We start from the raw sequence: 17,690 nt of genomic DNA on the forward strand, positions 1-17,690 counted from the left end.
GTGCTAAGTGAAAAGGTATTTTATTCTGAAAGGTTATTTCTTAATTTAAAAGTATAAATGAAATCAAATTTTTTTCGATATAAATGTAATCCATTACATTTATAGAGGTTTGAAACATAGGTATATTATTTATTTATAGGACAAAACACATATTTTTTTGCAAGGTAGTGTAATCGATTACACCAAATTCTTCTACCCATTCTTGGGTGAATCGAAAAGTTCGATTGGAGGACGGAAAACAAATGGAAAAAATAAAAGTAGGAATCATCGGGACAGGTTTCATTGGCCCGACACATATTGAAGCAATCAGAAGACTTGGATTTGTGGAAGTCGTAGCATTAGCCGAGACGAGTCAAGAACAAGCGGAAAGAAAGGCAGCTGAACTTGGAATTCCGAAAGCATACGGAGATTACCTTGAAATGCTGCGTGACAGTGAAATTCAGGTAGTTCATAATTGTACCCCAAACCATGTGCACTTTGCGATTAATAAAGAAATTATTTTAGCAGGTAAACATGTGATCTCAGAGAAACCGCTTGCGATGAATAGTGAAGAATCAGCGGAATTGTTGGTATTGGCTCAAAAACAGGGTGTTGTACATGGTGTGAACTTTAATTACAGACAGCATGCGAGTGTGCAAAACCTGCGAGCTAAAATTGCTAACGGTGACCTTGGGAAAGTGAATTTGGTTCACGGAAGCTATTTGCAGGATTGGTTACTATATGAAACGGATTTTAACTGGCGTTTAGCACCGGAAGTCGGCGGAAAATCTCGCGCAGTAGCAGATATCGGGTCTCATTGGTGTGACACCGTTCAATTTGTTACCGGTAAAAAGATTGTAGAAGTATTTGCTGATTTAGCAACGGTCATTCCAGTTAGAAAGAAAGCAATTGGAAGTGTGGCCACTTTCAGTACACAAAGTACTGATGATGTAGAATATGAGGATGTTTCAATCAATACAGAAGACTATGCATCCGTACTAGTTCGTTTTGAAGATGGATCAAGAGGAGTCTTCACTGTTTCACAAGTAAGTGCAGGCCGAAAAAATCGTTTAAGCTTTGAAATCGATGGCAGCAAGAGCTCTGCTTACTGGAATCAAGAAGAGCCAGAAAAATTATGGATGGGGCACAGGGATAAGCCGAATGAGATCCTTCTTGCCGATCCGGCACTGTTCGCACCTGAAGCAAGATCAGCGATTCATCATCCAGGAGGTCATAACGAAGGCTGGCCAGATGCACTGAAAAATATGATGTTAAATTATTATACGTTCATTCGTGATGGTAAAGATCTTTTAAAGGATCAAGCTAATTTTGCTACATTCGAAGACGGTCATATTTCGATGGCTATTACCGATGCCATTTTAGAAAGCCATGAACAGCAAAAATGGGTGAAGGTTCAGGCGAATAAGGAGGTTTTAGTGTGAAACTAGGTGTGTTTACAGTTCTATATCAAAATCTTCCTTTCGAAGCCATGTTAGATAAATTAGCCCAAATAGGAGTAGAGGCCGTTGAGTTAGGAACCGGTAACTATCCAGGGAATAGTCATTGTAATCCCGATGACTTGTTAGGGAATCCAGATAAAATCAAATCGTTCCGACGGGCGATTGAAAGCAGGGGACTAACCATCAGCGGACTAAGCTGCCATGGCAACCCTCTACATCCTAATGTAAAGGCTGCCAAAGAGGCGCATGATGTATGGAGAAAAACGGTTTTACTGGCTGAACAGTTAGAGGTACCAGTTATCAATGGTTTTGCTGGATGTCCAGGGGATCATCCGGGTGCCAAGTTTCCAAATTGGGTGACCTGCTCTTGGCCTCCTGAATATGCAGAAGTCTTAGAATGGCAATGGAATGATATCGTTATTCCGTACTGGAAAGAAGAAGCGAAATTCGCTGAAATGCACGGGATTCATCAAATTGCTTTCGAAATGCATCCGGGATTTGTTGTCTATAATCCGGAAACACTACTAAAACTAAGAGAACATGCAGGACCGAACATCGGAGCTAACTTTGACCCAAGTCATTTGGTGTGGCAAGGAATAGATCCAGTTGAGGCAATTAAAAAACTTGGTCGTGAAAATGCGATCTTCCATTTCCATGCAAAAGATACCTATTTAGACCAGGCTAATATCAAGGTGAATGGTGTTCTCGATACGAAGCATTACAGTCAAGTATTGGATCGCTCATGGACCTTCCGCTCAGTGGGCTATGGCCATAACGAAAAAATGTGGAAAGATATGATCAGTACACTTCGTGCAGTAGGGTATGATTACGTGGTTTCCATTGAACATGAAGATATGTTGGCGTCTATCGATGAAGGCTTAATGAAAGCAATCACACTGTTAAAAGGAACGTTGTTTAAAGAGCAAGTATCGGAAATGTGGTGGGCTTAAGGAAAAAGCACAGGGACGGTTCTCCTGTTTCCGGAGCATAAGAACCGCCCCCCCGCACCCAATTAATAAAAATAGAGGTGTTAAAAATGAAAACGCTTGTAGGTCAAGAACGTACTTTAGGCGGACTTCCAATGGGAGTCGTTTGGGGATTTGTTGCAACGTTAATTTTTATGGCCGGTGACGGTCTCGAGCACGCATGGTTGTCTCCCTATCTGATTGAAAAGGGATTGACCGTTCAACAATCAGCTACTCTTTTTGCGGTTTATGGAGCGATCTTAGCTATCGCATCTTATTTTTCTGGTGTGCTCACCGAGATGTGGGGACCAAGGAAGGTAATGGTTATCGGTCTTGTTACTTGGTTAATCGGTCAGGTACTATTCATTGAATATGGTTTAAAGTTAAACAATTACGCTATTATGCTCCCGACTTATGGGATTCGTGGTTTAGGTTATCCTTTATTCTGCTACTCTTTCTTAGTGTGGGTTACTTATCGCAGTCCAGAGCGGATTCTGGCAACAGCTGTAGGCTTGTTCTGGGCAGCGTGGAGCGGCGGACTTTATGTTGTAGGAAGTTATTTCCCTGCTTACATGCTTCCAAAGATTGGATATATCGGGTTGTTGTGGAGTGCAGTAGCATGGGTATTAGTCGGAGGAATTGTTGGTCTTATTGTAGTAAAAGGTGATGTGAAAAAGGAACAAAAGGGAGATCCAAAGGAAAAGCTCAAGAGCTTAATGAGTGGATTCACCATTTGTATCGAACAGCCGAAAGTGGCGATCGGCGGCGTGGTCCGGATTATCAATTCTACTGGGATCGGTTCCCTGCCAATCTTTTTCCCGATGTATTTAAAGTCGAATTATGGATTTACCACAGAACAGTTTCTGCAAATGTGGGGAACGATGTGGTTTGCAAATATTATCTTTAACTTAATCATTCCTTACATCAGTGATAAATGGTTAGGTTGGCAAAAAACGATTCAATGGCTTGGAAGCTTCGGTATGGGCGTCATGTTACTTGTCTTGCTTTACACGCCTGAAGTATTTGGCAGCAGTTTCTTGGCCTTGAATATAGCAGGTGTTTTTATGGGAATTGTGCTTTGTGGTTTCGTCCCACTTTCAGCTCTAGTAGCTTCGCTTGCTCCGGAGAAAAAAGGATCGGCGATGGCGATTGTAAGCTTTGGTGCTGGAATGTCCTACTTTATCGCACCGGCAATCGTTGGGTTATTTATTGGACTTATCGGTGCAAAAGGGGTTATTTGGATTTTCGCAGGTACGTATTTCCTTGGTGCTTATCTAATGAAGTTTATGAAGATTCCTTCCGAAGAAAATAATAAAAACGAAATTGTATTAGAAAAACACGCAGGTTAGTTTGAGAAATACCATCAACAATTAAGGGGGATGTACCATGATTATCATTCATGCAAACATAAAGGTAAATGCAGCTTATCGTGAAATATTTTTGGAAGAGGCAAGGCTTGTAACAAAACCGTCTCAAGCGGAGTCAGGAAATAGTAGTTATCAATATTATGAAAATCCAGAAGAGGCGAACAGCTTTATCTTTGTTGAGAAATGGAAGGATGAAGAAGCGATTCAACTTCATGAGGAAACCCCTCACTTTAAAAGATTCATAAAAGCTGTTGAACCCATAGTTGCTGAACCCATCCATGCAGAATTATTTGAGGCTTCAGCGAAAAATTAATATTAGACAAACGCTTTAACTATGGATCATTGTCAACATCTTGAAAAGCTGGCGGTAGGTACCGCTCACTAAATTCGTAACCAATTGAAGGTTGTAAAGGGAACAACTTTTACGATTTCCTTTCCTCCTAAGCTTATGGTGAACAAATTGTGACACTCTAAAATTATAGGTTGCAAATTTAGGTGTAATCGATTACAATAATTCATGTAAGCGATACAACATCTATTATTCTGGTCTGATGATAGTATTGACTAGAAATAAATAGAGATAATTTACTACTTCCTTTTAAAAAACAGCACTTCATCTGCATGTAAAAATGTAATGGATTACATTGAGTAAACCGTAAATAATGGATTGAATCTTAATATTATTGAAAGTTTAGAGAAATTTTTAAAAAGAAAATGTAATCGATTACTATATTCAAAGGTGAGTTGCTTTGGTTTTTATAGGATGAAATATGGCACACTAAATTCCAAAAGATATGGAGGTAATCAAATGAAATTAGGTTATCAAACAAATACTTGGGGCGGCGTAGTTGGTCATCCGGCAGGTGTGACTTGTGTGAAGGATAATTACTACCTTGCCTATGGATCAACGGAAGAAGCATTAAAGGACATTGCGGAAGCTGGCTATGATGGCTTTGAAATCTTCGATGGCAATTTGATGGAATACAAAGATAAAAAAGATGAGTTTTTAAAATTGATGAACGAGCATTCTTTAACTTTGGTTGGTGTTTATACAGGCGGGAACTTTATTTTTCCTGATATTTTAGAAGAAGAATTAATAAAAATCGAAAGTGTAGCGGCATTCGCATCAGAAGTAGGTGCGGAGCATCTTGTGATCGGCGGCGGAGCAGTACGTGCAAACGGGATTCTTGAAAGTGATTATACCGCTCTTGGTAATGCGCTTAATAAAGTAGTAGAAATTGCTGAAAAATATAATCTTGTTGCAAGTTATCATCCTCATTTAGGAACCAATGTTCAGGCTCCTGAACAACTAGATAAATTAATGCCATTAACAACAATTAATCTTTGCCCAGACACAGCTCATATCGAAGCAGGCGGTGGAGATCCTGTGGCTGTCATCAGAAAATATGTGGATCGTATCAAGTATGTGCACCTCAAAGATTATGCCAATGGAGATTTTTTACCATTAGGTGAAGGGCATCAAAAATTTGATGAAATGGTTAAAGCATTAGAAGAGGCAAACTATGATGGCTGGATTACGGTTGAGTTAGACAGCTACCCAGATCCAAAGCAAGGGGCTAAAATCAGCCGCAGTTATTTAAAGCAATTTGATAAAGTAAATCAAGCATAAACGTTTCATCCATTAGGAATATCAAACTTTTTAAAAATAAGAAGGAAATAGTGGGAGGATACTAAGATGAAAAAATTAAACGTAGGTATGATCGGCGGAGGATTTATGGGTAAAGCGCATTCACTTGCATATGCAGGAATGCCAATGTTTTTCTGGCCAGCACCAGCAATTCCTCATCGCCATACAGTAGTGGACGTAAACGAAGGATTGGCTAAAGATGCGGCAGCAAGATTAGGCTTTGACAACTATGCGACTGACTGGAGAGATGTTGTTAACAACCCAGAAATCGATGTCATCGACATTGTTACTCCAAACAATACTCATGCTGAAATCGCGATTGCAGCAGCAAAAGCAGGCAAGCATATTATTTGTGAAAAGCCATTAGCATTAGGCGCTGAACAAGCGAAGGAAATGTTAGAAGCAGTAAAAGCTGCAGGTGTAAAACACGCAGTTGCTTTCAATTACAGAAGAACACCAGCTGTTGCTCTTGCGAAAAAATATATTGAAGAAGGAAGAATTGGTAAAGTTCTAAGCTTCCGTGGAACATACTTACAAGACTGGTCTGCTGATCCGAATTCTCCATTATCATGGCGCTTCCAAAAGAAAATCGCTGGATCAGGTGCTCTAGGTGATATCGGTACACACGTGGTTGATTATGCTCGTTACCTTGTGGGCGAAATTACAGATGTAAATGCCATTACAAAAACATGGATTCCTGAAAGACCAATTCAAACTGGCGGCATTGACAAGTTAGGTACAGTGAAAGCTGGAGGCAACGATGTCCCAAAAGCAGCTGTTGATGTAGACGATGAATTTATCACCATGGTCAAATTCGATAATGGTGCAATTGGAACAATTGAAGCAACTCGTAATGCACATGGCCGCAACAACTTCCTAACTTTTGAAATTCATGGTGAAAAGGGTTCTCTATACTTTAACTATGAGCGCCGTGATGAGCTTCAAGTTTGCTTTGCTGATGATCCAAGTGATGCAAAAGGCTTCAGAACTGTTTACTCAGGACCAGCTACTCCATACGGTGAAGGATTATGGCCAATCCCTGCTCTAGGAATTGGTTATGGTGAAACAAAGATCATTGAAACATATGATTTCTTTAAAGCGATCAGTGAGGGTACTGAATTCTCACCTAACTTCAATGATGGCTACCAGATAGAATTAATCGCAGATGCAATTCTTGAATCTGCTGAAAAAGGTCAATGGGTTAATCTTGAAAAAACGGCTGCGGCTGTAAAATAATGAGATAGGCAGAAGCGCCCATTAGTCACTGGGCGTTGGAGCTAGACAATTCTCAAACTTAACAAGAGGCTTCTCAATCGAGGAGCCTCTTTTGCAAACATGGCGCTTTTCGGAGTGGGAAAACTTAAAGGAAATGAGTGAATGGTTATGGAAGAAAGATGGTTAGTTGGTGTTGATGTAGGTGGGACCACGGTTAAAATGGCTTTTATCAGTTTGCAGGGTGACATCATATATAGCTGGGAGATCGATACTGATCTAAGTAATAAGGGCAAACACATACCTGGATCGATTGCAAGAGCGATTGAACAAAAGTTAGTAGAATTAAATCAAACAAAAAATCAATTAGTTGGAATCGGAATCGGTGCGCCGGGTCCTGTGAATTCGAAGGATGGTTCTGTTGAAGTGGCGGTTAACCTAGGCTGGGATCGATTCCTTTTACAAACCATTCTTGAGAGGGAAACCTCTCTGCCGGTTGTTGTCGACAACGATGCAAATATAGCGGCAATCGGTGAAATGTGGAAAGGTGCGGGCAAAGGGGCTAAAAACTTAATTTGTGTTACTTTAGGAACAGGTGTTGGTGGCGGAATTATCGTTAATGGTGAGGTTGTACATGGGGTAAATGGATCCGGTGGTGAAATTGGCCATATGACTTCCTTACCGAAAAATGGAGCCCTATGTAATTGTGGGAAATCAGGATGTCTGGAAACGGTAGCATCAGCAACAGGAGTTGTCCGTTTGGCAATGGAGAAATTAGCTTCTACCAACGAGATTAGTATATTACGAAATTTTTATGATGGACAGGCTCTGAGTGCCAAGCATGTTTTTGATGCTGTAAATGAAGGGGATGAACTCGCTAACAGAGTCATAGGTGAGGTTGCCTGCCATTTAGGATTGGCCCTTGCTAATTTAGCAAATGGCTTAAATCCTGAAAAAATCGTTATTGGAGGCGGAGTATCAAAAGCTGGTGATACATTGCTGAGACCTCTGAAAGAGGAATTTATACAATTCGCTTTTCCGAGAGTTGCACATGGTGTCGAGATTGTTAATGCCACACTAGGCAATAACGCAGGGGTCATTGGAGGAGCTTGGCTGGCGAAAGAGAAGCTAATTAATAAGTTAGTAATTCAATAATGCAAAAGACTTAGAATTTTGTGAACTCAAAATGGTTTAATAGGAACAGTTTATTTTGTATTAAACTGTTCCTGGAAATTTTTATAATGTAGGTAAGTTTAATGCTGTATCGATATTACTTAAATCCAACCTGATTTGTTCGTTTGTATCCCAAGCATGGTACCATCCTTTTTCTACCATATATGCGGATATTTGTTCATGCATATCAAGAGCTTCTACTAAATGGCGAGTGAGCACTTCTTTAATTTCCGGTGTTCCTGACTCCGTAGCTGCCATGGCATAATTTCTAATTCCACTTTTAGCTGAAATGAGTAGGTCCATAGCAACGACTTGATCCGATAATCCGTCCATCCCCGTTAAAGTTTCAATAATTGGATTCATGTTCATTCATCTCCTAATTTACTGCTTAGCGTTGGAAAGGATAGAAGCATATTCTTGTAATTGTCTCGTAGATACATCAATGTCTTGCTGCATAATATCTTTTAATAGCGGATCTGTAACTAACGCTTTCATCGTTTTGGATTTAGTTAAACAAGTGGTCTTAAATGCAGCCATCTCATGGACCTCAAGAACTTCATGTAAGGCGTAGTTCATTTTTAATATCTCCTTCCTCAAGGTTTCAACACGACTTTTATACAATCATCCATTTTTGTGTCAAAAATCTCATAGCCACGCTTTGCTTCACTAAGTGGAAGTACATGACTTACCACATCTCCTGGATCAATTTTTCCGGTCGTAACTAATTCAAACATATATGGCATATAGTGGATGACAGGTGCTTGACCGGAGCGGATATTGATATTTCGCTGCATAATATCTCCAAGAGGGAAACCATTATATCTGCCACCGTAAACACCAGTAACTTGGATTGTCCCGCCTTTCCGCACTGCTTGTGAAGCCATGATAAACGCACTTAATGCCCCGCCTTGAAGCTTCATTCCGCTTGCAAGGAACTCCATATCAGTCATTTTACCGTCCATACCAACTGCATCAATGACAACATCAGCGCCGCCTTTGGTGATTTCCTTCAGGTAACTTCCTACATTCTCATGGTCCTCAAAGTTAACAATTTCTACTTTGTTGGTGCGCTTTGCGTGCTGCAGGCGATAATTGACATAATCAACGGCAATGACTCGCTTTGCCCCTTTTAACCAACAGAATTTTTGAGCAAAAAGACCAACCGGACCACAGCCAAGAACAATAACTGTATCTCCATCCTTTACACCTGCATTGTCAGCACTCCAAAAACCAGTAGTCATCGCATCGGCAATAACTGCTAACTTTTCATCTGGTTCTTCACAAGTCTCTGGAATTTTGAAATGAGTAAAGTTGGCAAATGGCACTCTTAAATATTCAGCTTGCCCACCTGGATAGCCACCCGTCGTACCAGAATATCCGAAATAGGCACCCATATCACCATTATCATTTGAATTATCACATTGGCTTTCCAAATGGTTTTTACAGTAAATGCATTCACCGCATGCTATATTAAAGGGGATAATGACTCGATCTCCCTTTTTTAGCTTAGTCACACCTGGACCAACTTCCTCGACGATTCCCATTGGTTCATGGCCAATAACATAATTTTCTTGGAGGTTAGGAATCATGCCATGAATTAAATGTAAATCAGACCCACATATAGCTGTACTCGTTACTTTAATAATCATGTCATCTGGTTTTTCAATCTTTGGATCTGGAACTTCTTTGACTACAACATTTTTAATACCTTGATACGTTACCGCCTTCATTGGTTACAGCCTCCAGTGTTAGTGTTCATCAGGTGTCCGGTCAAACATACCTTTTCTATTGGTCTCAACAGGAAATAGATTCATTTTGCCAATCATCAAAGTATTGTTGGCAGAGAGTTGGTCTAATTGATATTGTTCACTTAATTCGTATGGATGGAACCATTTTTTACTAATCATTAATTCTGTAATTTCTTGGTGCATGGCAATCCCTTGCATTAACTGGTTTCGTAAGAGGGTTCTAACATCAGGTGATGCGGACTCCGTTAATGCAACCGCAATATTGCGCACACCTTCTTTGGCACGAAGAAGGAAATCCATCGCAAATGTGGTATCTGCTAGCTCTGGTACGTGTAACGAGTTTATAGGGTCTAAATAGTCATTGTTCAATGAAATAGCCTTCCTTTCAATTTATTATTGGTGTTGGCCGGTTTTGAGGAACAGGAGCTTCAAAAGGTGCACGTTGATAAATTGCCTGTAATTCTCTAAGTGCTTGCATTGATTGTTCAACATCTTTTTGCATTAATGCTCTCAAATCATCATCAAATACCAATCCTTGCATTAGTTTTGATTTCGCTAAGCAAAGGGTTTTAAAATTTATAATTTCATGTAGATCCAATGACTCATGATCGGCTAATTTTTGATTATCCATTTCTAATTACCTCCTTTTTACTACAATGGTATTGTTCCAAGTATAGGAGGAAACATTCTAAAATTTTCTTAAAGGATTTAAAATCTAATTCATGCTAATAACCAACGAGTTTTACAGAAATGTACTTTAACTGTTAGGCTTCTATTTTTTATCGGTTTTTATGTATTTTTGTCACAACGTCAGTCAGAATGGTGTTTGCCGCTGCACATCAATTTTATTCGGACATCTTTAGGTAACAGAACAAAAAGCAATAAAAAGGGGCACCCAAGTGAATTTTTATTCATTGGGTGCCCCTTAAGCTTTATTCAAAACACTTTTGTAGTCCAATCCTCACAATTCCAAATATCGGTCGCAATTTCACGATAGAAATCTGGTTCGTGGGATACCATCAAGATACTTCCGCGATATGCCTTTAAAGCACGCTTCAATTCTTCTTTTGCGTCCACATCCAAGTGATTGGTAGGTTCGTCTAGAATTAATAGATTCGTTTCTGTGTTAATAATTTTACACAATCTAACTTTGGCTTTTTCGCCACCGGAAAGGACTTCGACTTTACTTTCAATATGTTTCGTCGTTAATCCACATTTTGCAAGAGCAGCACGGACTTCAGCCTGATTCATACTTGGGAACTCGCTCCAAATCTCTTCAATACAGGTGTTGTAGTTGGACTGTTTAACTTCCTGCTCGAAGTAGCCGATGTGTTGATACTCACCACGTTCCACTTTACCCTCCAGCGGATCAATCAACCCAAGAATACTTTTTAAAAGAGTAGACTTACCAATACCGTTTGCACCCACGAAGGCAATTTTTTGTCCGCGTTCCATTTTCAAATTCAGAGGGCGAGAAAGTGGTTCATTGTAACCAATAACAAGATCTTCAGCTGTGAAAATATAACGACTAGCTGCACGAGCTTCTTTGAAGTTAAACTCTGGTTTCGGCTTCTCTCTCCCCAATTCAATAACTTCCATTTTGTCGAGCTTCTTCTGACGAGACATCGCCATATTACGAGTGGCAACACTTGCCTTGTTACGAGCAACGAAATCCTTTAAATCAGCAATTTCTTGTTGTTGGCGCTTGTAAGCAGACTCTAGCTGTTGCTTCTTCATTTCATGAATTTTTAAGAAGTTATCATAGTCACCAACATAGCGATTCAACTCTTGGTTTTCCATGTGATAGATCAAGTTAACCACATTATTCAAGAATGGAATATCATGTGAAATCAAGATAAATGCATTCTCATATTCCTGTAAATAACGCTTCAACCATTCGATATGCTGTTCATCCAAATAGTTCGTAGGCTCGTCTAGTAATAGGATTTCAGGCTTTTCTAGCAAAAGCTTAGCTAGCAAAACCTTCGTACGCTGCCCACCGCTAAGATCATCAACATCTCGATCGAGTCCAACATCATCTAATCCTAGACCACGGGCAACTTCCTCAACTTTTGAATTAATTTGATAGAAATCATTACTATCTAAAGTTTCTTGGAGCTCTCCAACCTCTGCAAGTAATGCATCGATATCAGCACCTTCATCACCCATTTTTGCATAAAGTTCGTTGATCTCTGCTTCAGCATCAAAAAGATATTGAAAAGCAGTACTCAAAGCATCACGCATCGTTGTACCTTTTTGAAGTACGGCATGCTGATCCAAATAACCAACACGAACTTTTCGTGACCACTCAACTTTTCCCTCGTCGGGTTGCAACTTTCCAGTAACAATGTTCATGAAAGTAGACTTACCCTCACCATTTGCCCCAACTAGTCCAACGTGCTCTCCTTTTAAAAGTCGAAAAGACACATCATTAAAAATCGCACGATCACCGAAACCGTGACTTAAATTTTTTACGTTTAATACGCTCATTTTTCTAACCCCTTATCTAATATCACATGTGGATATTTTACTAGACTTTAGCTGTTTTTTCTATCTTGATTGTTATTCTTGTGAATAATGTGATTCTATCTTTGGGGCTAAATTGAATCTGTCCCCGTCTTAATGAAATAAAGGTATGGAATGGGGTATAACAATGGGTAAAAGTATATTATACAACCGAACTTGGAGGCAAGATATGAGTTATTTCTATATGGAAATAATTATAAAAAATTGGGACATCAGTGAAACAAAAAAATTAGCAAGCTTTTTTTATGTTGTTTTTGGCAAGAACACCTTACCGTTGACAAATTTGATATATGAATCTACGATAAATAGTACACGATGTATCTTATGGGATGTATCGTGTGCTATTTTTTTATAAGGTGGTTAGTGTATGGATGATAATGCCGATTTTATTCGTGAATCTATTGATTTATTGCAAAGTTATATAATGAAAAGTCTGCAAAAACATTCCGAAGAACGGGGGGTCACAATTCCCCAAGCAAGGGTAATTGGAGAAGTGTTTGCCCATAAAAAAATCACTATTAAACATCTTTCTCAAAATCTTAAGATGACCCAAAGTACGGTTTCAGATATTGTTGATCGACTTACTTCCAAAGGATTTCTAGTGAAAACTCCTAACCCTAAAGATAAACGTTCAGTGGAAATTTCACTTTCGAACGAATTATCAAATGGGATTAATGAGAACATTTCGGAAATCGCAAATAAGTCATTGGTAGATGTATTAAGTCTGTTAAACCCTGATGAACAGAAAATGGTTGAAAAAGGCATGGAATTATTGGTATCAGCTGTGAAGGAAAAAATGGAGGCTGAAGGAATGGATAATCATAAATTCTTTGATGTTTTGTACTTTCCTGAAAAAACTAAATAGAATGATGGAGGATTCAAGGTGAGAAAGATTATTAAAGGCCGCTGGGCAATATTTTCAATTTGGCTGATTGCGACAATCGTGCTTACAGTCATTCAACCAGACATCAATGCCATACTGCGGCAAAAGGGGCAGCAAGGAACAAGTAGTGACAGCCCTTCAGTAATGGCAGATACTATCTTGAAAAAGATGGATACAACAGAAGGGGTTAATAACCTTATCGTTTTTTATGATAAAAATAAAATATCAGATAATGAACTGAAAAAAATTGGTGAGGCTGTAACATCCATTACCAATAGTAGCCAAGAGCTTGGAATTGCAGATATCATGGATCCCTTCAGTATCCCCGAAGCAAAAAGTTCATTAGTATCTAAAGATGGAACCACACTAATGGTGAGTTTTAAGCTTGATAAAAAAGGACGAGAAATTGATGATATCGAAAAACAGTTTGAAAGTAACTTGGATACAGTACCGGTTGAATACTATCTGAGCGGTGAAGACTTTATTAATAATGATTATCTGAAGGCTTCTCAAGCAGGTGTCGAAAAAAGTGCTGCATTAACAGTTATCTTTATTTTGGTCGTCCTTATCCTGGCATTCAGGTCAGTTGTTACACCTTTAATCTCCTTAGTGGCTGTAGCTTTTTCCTATCTTTGTTCCATGGGAATTGCAGCTCAATTAATTGATAAAGCAGGATTTCCAATAACCAGTCTGACCCAAATGCTTCTGGTCCTAATCCTATTTGGGATTGGTACGGATTATAACATCCTTCTTTTTAATCGATTTAAGGAAGAACTATCACATGGCCACTCTATAGATGAATCAATCGTAAACACATACAAAACTGCAGGTAAAACAATTGCTTACAGTATACTCACTGTATTTATTGCGTTTCTTGCTCTCATTTTTGCAGAATCTCCAATCTATCGATCTGGTGTAGTGGTTGTCATTGGGGTATCTATATTATTGCTTGAAATATTAACCCTAACACCATTTGTTATGAAGGTCCTAGGTAAAAAGCTATTCTGGCCATCCAAAAGTGTAAATGGTCATAAGGAAAACAAGTTCTGGGGAAAAACATCTTCCTTTGCTGTAAAGCATCCAATAATATCCACGGTAATCATACTATTAATATTAGGACCAATGATATTTTTACATCAGGAAAAGCTTAACTTTGATACCATAGGGGAACTTGGAAATAAATATCCTTCATCAAAGGCTATTAATTTGGTTGCGGAACATTTTGGCAAAGGTCAGGCCATGCCTGCAACTGTAGTCATTGATACTGGTAAACCACTTGATAATAATGAATCTCTTTCAGTCATTGATAATATAACGGTAAGATTGAAGAGTATTAAGGGAGTGAAGCAGGTTTCTTCCATAACACAGCCTCAAGGTAAGCCAATTGACGATTTTTACGTGGACAGTCAAATGGGGTCTGTTACGGATGGCTTATCCCAAACTCAAGACGGTGTAGACCAAATCCATGATGGATTGAAACAAGCACAAGATGGATTTGGATCAGCTGACTTTTCTAAAGTAGGTCAGATGGTAGATGGCACGGCAAAGCTTGAAGAGGGAATGGATGCCTTAACAAATGGATTAAAGCAAATTCAAGCGGGAATAGATGATGGGTCAAGGAACTCAAAAACGGTCACGAACGGAATCGCTGCCATTGAAACGAATCTCTCCAAGATGAGCAGTGGTGTGGCATTGCTCGCTGAAAATTATGGGAAGATGCAGGCTGGGTATAAAGAGATGGGAACCCACTATCAAGATGCAGCACAAGCTCTTCTTGGGATGAAAAATGCTCTGTCGCAAGCGGAATCCATGGTAACGGCCTTGGGCAGTAGTTATGCAGGTTCTCAAAGTGATCCTAATTATCTAGCATTGAAGCAAACAATCAATCAATTATCATCTTCATTAGGTCAAATTACACCTGAAGGAATTCAAACATTAAATGCTAATTATAATGCCGTTACGGCTGGTTTTGGAAAAGCCAATAAAAATCTAACGGCCATAAGCAGCGGTTTATCGCAAATGGCAGATGGACTGAAAAAACTTGAATCTGGACTTGATCAAGCATCTTCAGGGATTGGTACAATCGTAAAGAATATGAACAGTGTCACTGATGGACTGGGCCAGATGAAATCAGGGCAGCAGCAGTTGGCAGACGGACTTAATGGATTCAGTGTTTTTGGAGAAAAGCTGTCAGATGTCAACAACGGTTTAGAGCAAATTTCGGATGGTCTGGGGCAAACAAATGGGTACTTAACACAGCTTAATACAAATAAAACCTTTTTTATTCCAAAGGAAGCTTTGACAAACAAGGACTTTAAAAAATCATTTGATACGTTTATGTCCAAAGATCGAAAAATCACCAAATTCTTAGTTGTTTTGAAAGATGATCCATATTCTGAGAATGCTCTAAAGACTGTTGAACAGATCAATCAAACGGTCTCTGATGGATTGAAAGGCACTGTTCTTTCTGATGCAAAGAGTGGAACATCCGGACCAAGTGCGACTACAAATGATATGAATAATGTACTGACGAGAGATTTGAATAAAACAACAACGATTGTTATTATCGGCGTATTGCTTGTCCTATTCTTTGTTATAAGATCTTTCTGGACGCCCGTTTTTATTACTGCATCGTTAGTTGGGGCTTACTATGCAGCCATGTTCATCATAAATTATATTTTCATAGATTTGCAGGGACTTGAAGGTATTTCATCCTTTGTGCCATTCTTCTCCTTTATTATTATTGTAGCTCTAGGAGTTGACTATAGTATATTCTTAATGATGCGATTTAAGGAATATCCTCATATGCAGGCTAAAGATGCAATCGTGCTTGCTTCCAGGCAAATAGGCGGTGTCATTATAGCAGCTGTTATTATTCTTGGTGGTACCTTTGCAACACTAATGCCTGCAGGGATCGTACTTTTATCTGAACTGGCTATAGCTGTAATTTCAGGACTGGTCATCCTTTGTTTTATACTGCTTCCTATTTTTGTACCGGCATTGATGGCTCTTCCAGATGCTCTTGCAAATTTATTTTCTAGAAAAAAGGAAGCTGCCTTAAGTTCGGAGAAAGAAGTAGTGTTATAATCACAAGCTAAGAAAAAGTTTTTTTAATTAATTGAATATTTTTCCAACCTTGTCCTATAATAGAGAGGTTATATAAGACTCTTAGGAGGTAATTATGGGGAGATTAGTTCATTTCGAAATTCATGTGGATGATATGGAACGGGCCAAGAAGTTTTACGGTGAGGTATTCGGATGGTCATTTCAGGATTGGAGTGATTATGCAGGAATGCCTTACTTTGGAGCTGTGACTGGCAATGAAGATGAGCCTGGAATCAATGGTGCATTGATGCAGCGTCAAAGCGCTCCACCAGTACCAAACCAACCTCTAAATGGATTTGCATGCACAATGGGAGTGGAAAACTACGATTCCACGGAAGCGAAAATTATTGAAAATGGCGGCAAAGTTGCATTGCCTAAATATGCTCTGCCTGGAATGGCGTGGCAAGGATACTATATTGATACTGAAGGAAATATATTCGGAATTCATCAACCAGATGCAAATGCAAAATAGAATTGGTGAATGAATTGAATAACAAGTGAAGAAAGGCGGATTCATCTGCCTTTCTTTATTTATGTTCTTATATTTTCGAGTTTTTCTTAAAGATTTTTACTTCATAAATTCGCCCATTGAAACACTAGATTCGCCCATGAAAGGTCAAAATTCGCCCATTAAAACCCAAGATTCGCTCATTAGACTTAAAAATTGGCCCATTGATGAGATTTTGCATTAAAAAAAGAAAAATGTCCCATACTTGAAGGGTAATTTTACACAAAATAAATAAATAATTTAACTTCTCCCTGGAATTGAGGCTTCTCATGGACAAATCTCTCGATCTGGCATACACTAAATCAAAGTTAGAGTAGGAAGGTTTTATTGCTACTCTTATTTTTTTGCTGTTGATTTTACCTATTGTCATAATGCAGGTGATTAAATGATACATAATTATTTAGGTCAGACCATGAGTTTTGAGTTAGTTTATAAAAAACGTGAATCGTTGGGCATTATTATAGATGTATATGGCAATGTTCAAGTCCAGGCCCCTAGAGGAACAACTGATGAACGTATACTTCAATTAATTGAGGAAAAATGGGATTGGATCCAGCAAAAATCCAAGGAAATGAAGGATAGGCTTCTGGGGCAAAAAGTAAAGATTTATGATCATGGTGAAATCTTTCTTTATTTGGGAAAAGAATATCCAATTAAGATCACTCAAGATATAAATACCATACCAGACTATGTAGTGTTTGAAGAGGATATGTTAAAAATATATGTTAAACAACTAGAGGATGCAAAAATAAAACAAGCTTTAAAACGATTTTATTATCAAGAATGTAAAAAGTTAGTAGAGCGGAGTATTCGTTCGTATCAAAAACATTTTAATACCAAACCACGGTCTATCCGTATCTCAGATAATAACAGCAATTGGGGGACCTGTGATTCAAGGAAGCAGTTAACCTTCAATTGGAAGTTGGCGATGGCACCACAGCAGGTAATTGATTATGTAGTTGTTCACGAAATGTGCCATATGTTCCATCTTAATCATGATCGTTCCTTTTGGCGCCTTGTTGGTAAAATAATACCCGATTATGAGGAGCGAGAGAACTGGCTAGCATTATCAAGTTGGAAAATGACTGTTTGAATAGGAACACCAAACTTTAAAGG

The 17,690-nt window shown here is 38.9% G+C and carries 17 protein-coding genes; 11 read left to right on the top strand and 6 right to left on the bottom strand.

Features of this window, described 5'->3' with window-relative positions:
• Positions 1-242: 242 nt before the first annotated feature.
• The 7 genes from AC4QJR_RS05585 (at position 243) to AC4QJR_RS05615 (ending at position 7,786) form a co-directional block, all read left to right on the top strand.
• Positions 243-1,421: a Gfo/Idh/MocA family protein gene (locus AC4QJR_RS05585; RefSeq protein ID WP_251459162.1), complete on the top strand. Its 1,179-nt coding sequence runs from the start codon at positions 243-245 to the stop codon at positions 1,419-1,421.
• Positions 1,418-2,389, top strand: coding sequence for a sugar phosphate isomerase/epimerase family protein (locus tag AC4QJR_RS05590; protein WP_098576289.1), 972 nt, complete (start codon positions 1,418-1,420; stop codon positions 2,387-2,389). Before AC4QJR_RS05585 ends, AC4QJR_RS05590 begins: the two co-directional genes overlap by 4 nt.
• A gap of 86 nt (positions 2,390-2,475) precedes the next feature.
• Entirely contained in the window at positions 2,476-3,753 is a 1,278-nt protein-coding gene (locus tag AC4QJR_RS05595; protein WP_496525586.1) for an MFS transporter, read from the top strand.
• 37 nt (positions 3,754-3,790) lie between these two features.
• Positions 3,791-4,084, top strand: a complete 294-nt coding sequence (locus tag AC4QJR_RS05600) for a putative quinol monooxygenase (RefSeq protein ID WP_098576287.1) — start codon at positions 3,791-3,793, stop codon at positions 4,082-4,084.
• Positions 4,085-4,579: 495 nt separating this feature from the next.
• On the top strand, positions 4,580-5,401 hold the full coding sequence (locus AC4QJR_RS05605; protein WP_496525587.1) for a sugar phosphate isomerase/epimerase family protein: 822 nt from the start codon (positions 4,580-4,582) through the stop codon (positions 5,399-5,401).
• 66 nt (positions 5,402-5,467) lie between these two features.
• Complete coding sequence (locus tag AC4QJR_RS05610) at positions 5,468-6,655, top strand: levoglucosan dehydrogenase (protein WP_098576285.1); 1,188 nt, start codon at positions 5,468-5,470, stop codon at positions 6,653-6,655.
• Between the two features lie 147 nt (positions 6,656-6,802).
• Positions 6,803-7,786: an ROK family glucokinase gene (locus AC4QJR_RS05615; protein WP_496526625.1), complete on the top strand. Its 984-nt coding sequence runs from the start codon at positions 6,803-6,805 to the stop codon at positions 7,784-7,786.
• An 81-nt stretch (positions 7,787-7,867) separates the two neighbouring features.
• On the opposite strand, the gene AC4QJR_RS05620 is transcribed toward AC4QJR_RS05615, so the two are convergent.
• The 6 genes from AC4QJR_RS05620 to AC4QJR_RS05645 form a co-directional block, all read right to left on the bottom strand.
• Positions 7,868-8,167, bottom strand: a complete 300-nt coding sequence (locus tag AC4QJR_RS05620; protein WP_098576284.1) for a spore coat protein — start codon at positions 8,165-8,167, stop codon at positions 7,868-7,870.
• 18 nt (positions 8,168-8,185) lie between these two features.
• Positions 8,186-8,380 carry a hypothetical protein gene (locus tag AC4QJR_RS05625; protein ID WP_026576189.1) on the bottom strand — a complete coding sequence of 65 codons (195 nt, stop codon included), beginning with the start codon at positions 8,378-8,380 and terminating at the stop codon, positions 8,186-8,188.
• Between the two features lie 17 nt (positions 8,381-8,397).
• Entirely contained in the window at positions 8,398-9,534 is a 1,137-nt protein-coding gene (locus AC4QJR_RS05630; protein ID WP_496525588.1) for a zinc-dependent alcohol dehydrogenase, read from the bottom strand.
• A gap of 18 nt (positions 9,535-9,552) precedes the next feature.
• Positions 9,553-9,921, bottom strand: coding sequence for a spore coat protein (locus tag AC4QJR_RS05635; protein WP_098576282.1), 369 nt, complete (start codon positions 9,919-9,921; stop codon positions 9,553-9,555).
• A gap of 16 nt (positions 9,922-9,937) precedes the next feature.
• Positions 9,938-10,183, bottom strand: a complete 246-nt coding sequence (locus AC4QJR_RS05640; protein ID WP_496525589.1) for a spore gernimation protein GerQ — start codon at positions 10,181-10,183, stop codon at positions 9,938-9,940.
• Between the two features lie 305 nt (positions 10,184-10,488).
• The gene (locus AC4QJR_RS05645; RefSeq protein ID WP_251459149.1) at positions 10,489-12,042 is read right to left on the bottom strand and encodes an ABC-F family ATP-binding cassette domain-containing protein; all 1,554 of its coding nucleotides are present in this window, start codon (positions 12,040-12,042) and stop codon (positions 10,489-10,491) included.
• A 403-nt stretch (positions 12,043-12,445) separates the two neighbouring features.
• On the opposite strand from AC4QJR_RS05645, the gene AC4QJR_RS05650 reads away from it, so the two are divergent.
• The 4 genes from AC4QJR_RS05650 to AC4QJR_RS05665 all read left to right on the top strand — a co-directional run bounded on the left by AC4QJR_RS05650 (position 12,446) and on the right by AC4QJR_RS05665 (position 17,667).
• Positions 12,446-12,943 (top strand): MarR family winged helix-turn-helix transcriptional regulator, encoded by a 498-nt coding sequence (locus AC4QJR_RS05650; protein ID WP_496525590.1) that lies wholly within the window; start codon positions 12,446-12,448, stop codon positions 12,941-12,943.
• Between the two features lie 18 nt (positions 12,944-12,961).
• Entirely contained in the window at positions 12,962-16,048 is a 3,087-nt protein-coding gene (locus tag AC4QJR_RS05655) for an MMPL family transporter (protein WP_496525591.1), read from the top strand.
• A gap of 94 nt (positions 16,049-16,142) precedes the next feature.
• Positions 16,143-16,538 (top strand): VOC family protein, encoded by a 396-nt coding sequence (locus tag AC4QJR_RS05660; protein ID WP_098576278.1) that lies wholly within the window; start codon positions 16,143-16,145, stop codon positions 16,536-16,538.
• A 421-nt stretch (positions 16,539-16,959) separates the two neighbouring features.
• A complete protein-coding gene (locus AC4QJR_RS05665; RefSeq protein WP_496525592.1) occupies positions 16,960-17,667 on the top strand; it encodes a M48 family metallopeptidase in 708 nt (235 codons plus the stop codon).
• Positions 17,668-17,690 lie beyond the last annotated feature (23 nt).

This window comes from Neobacillus sp. BP17, from assembly GCF_059579525.1.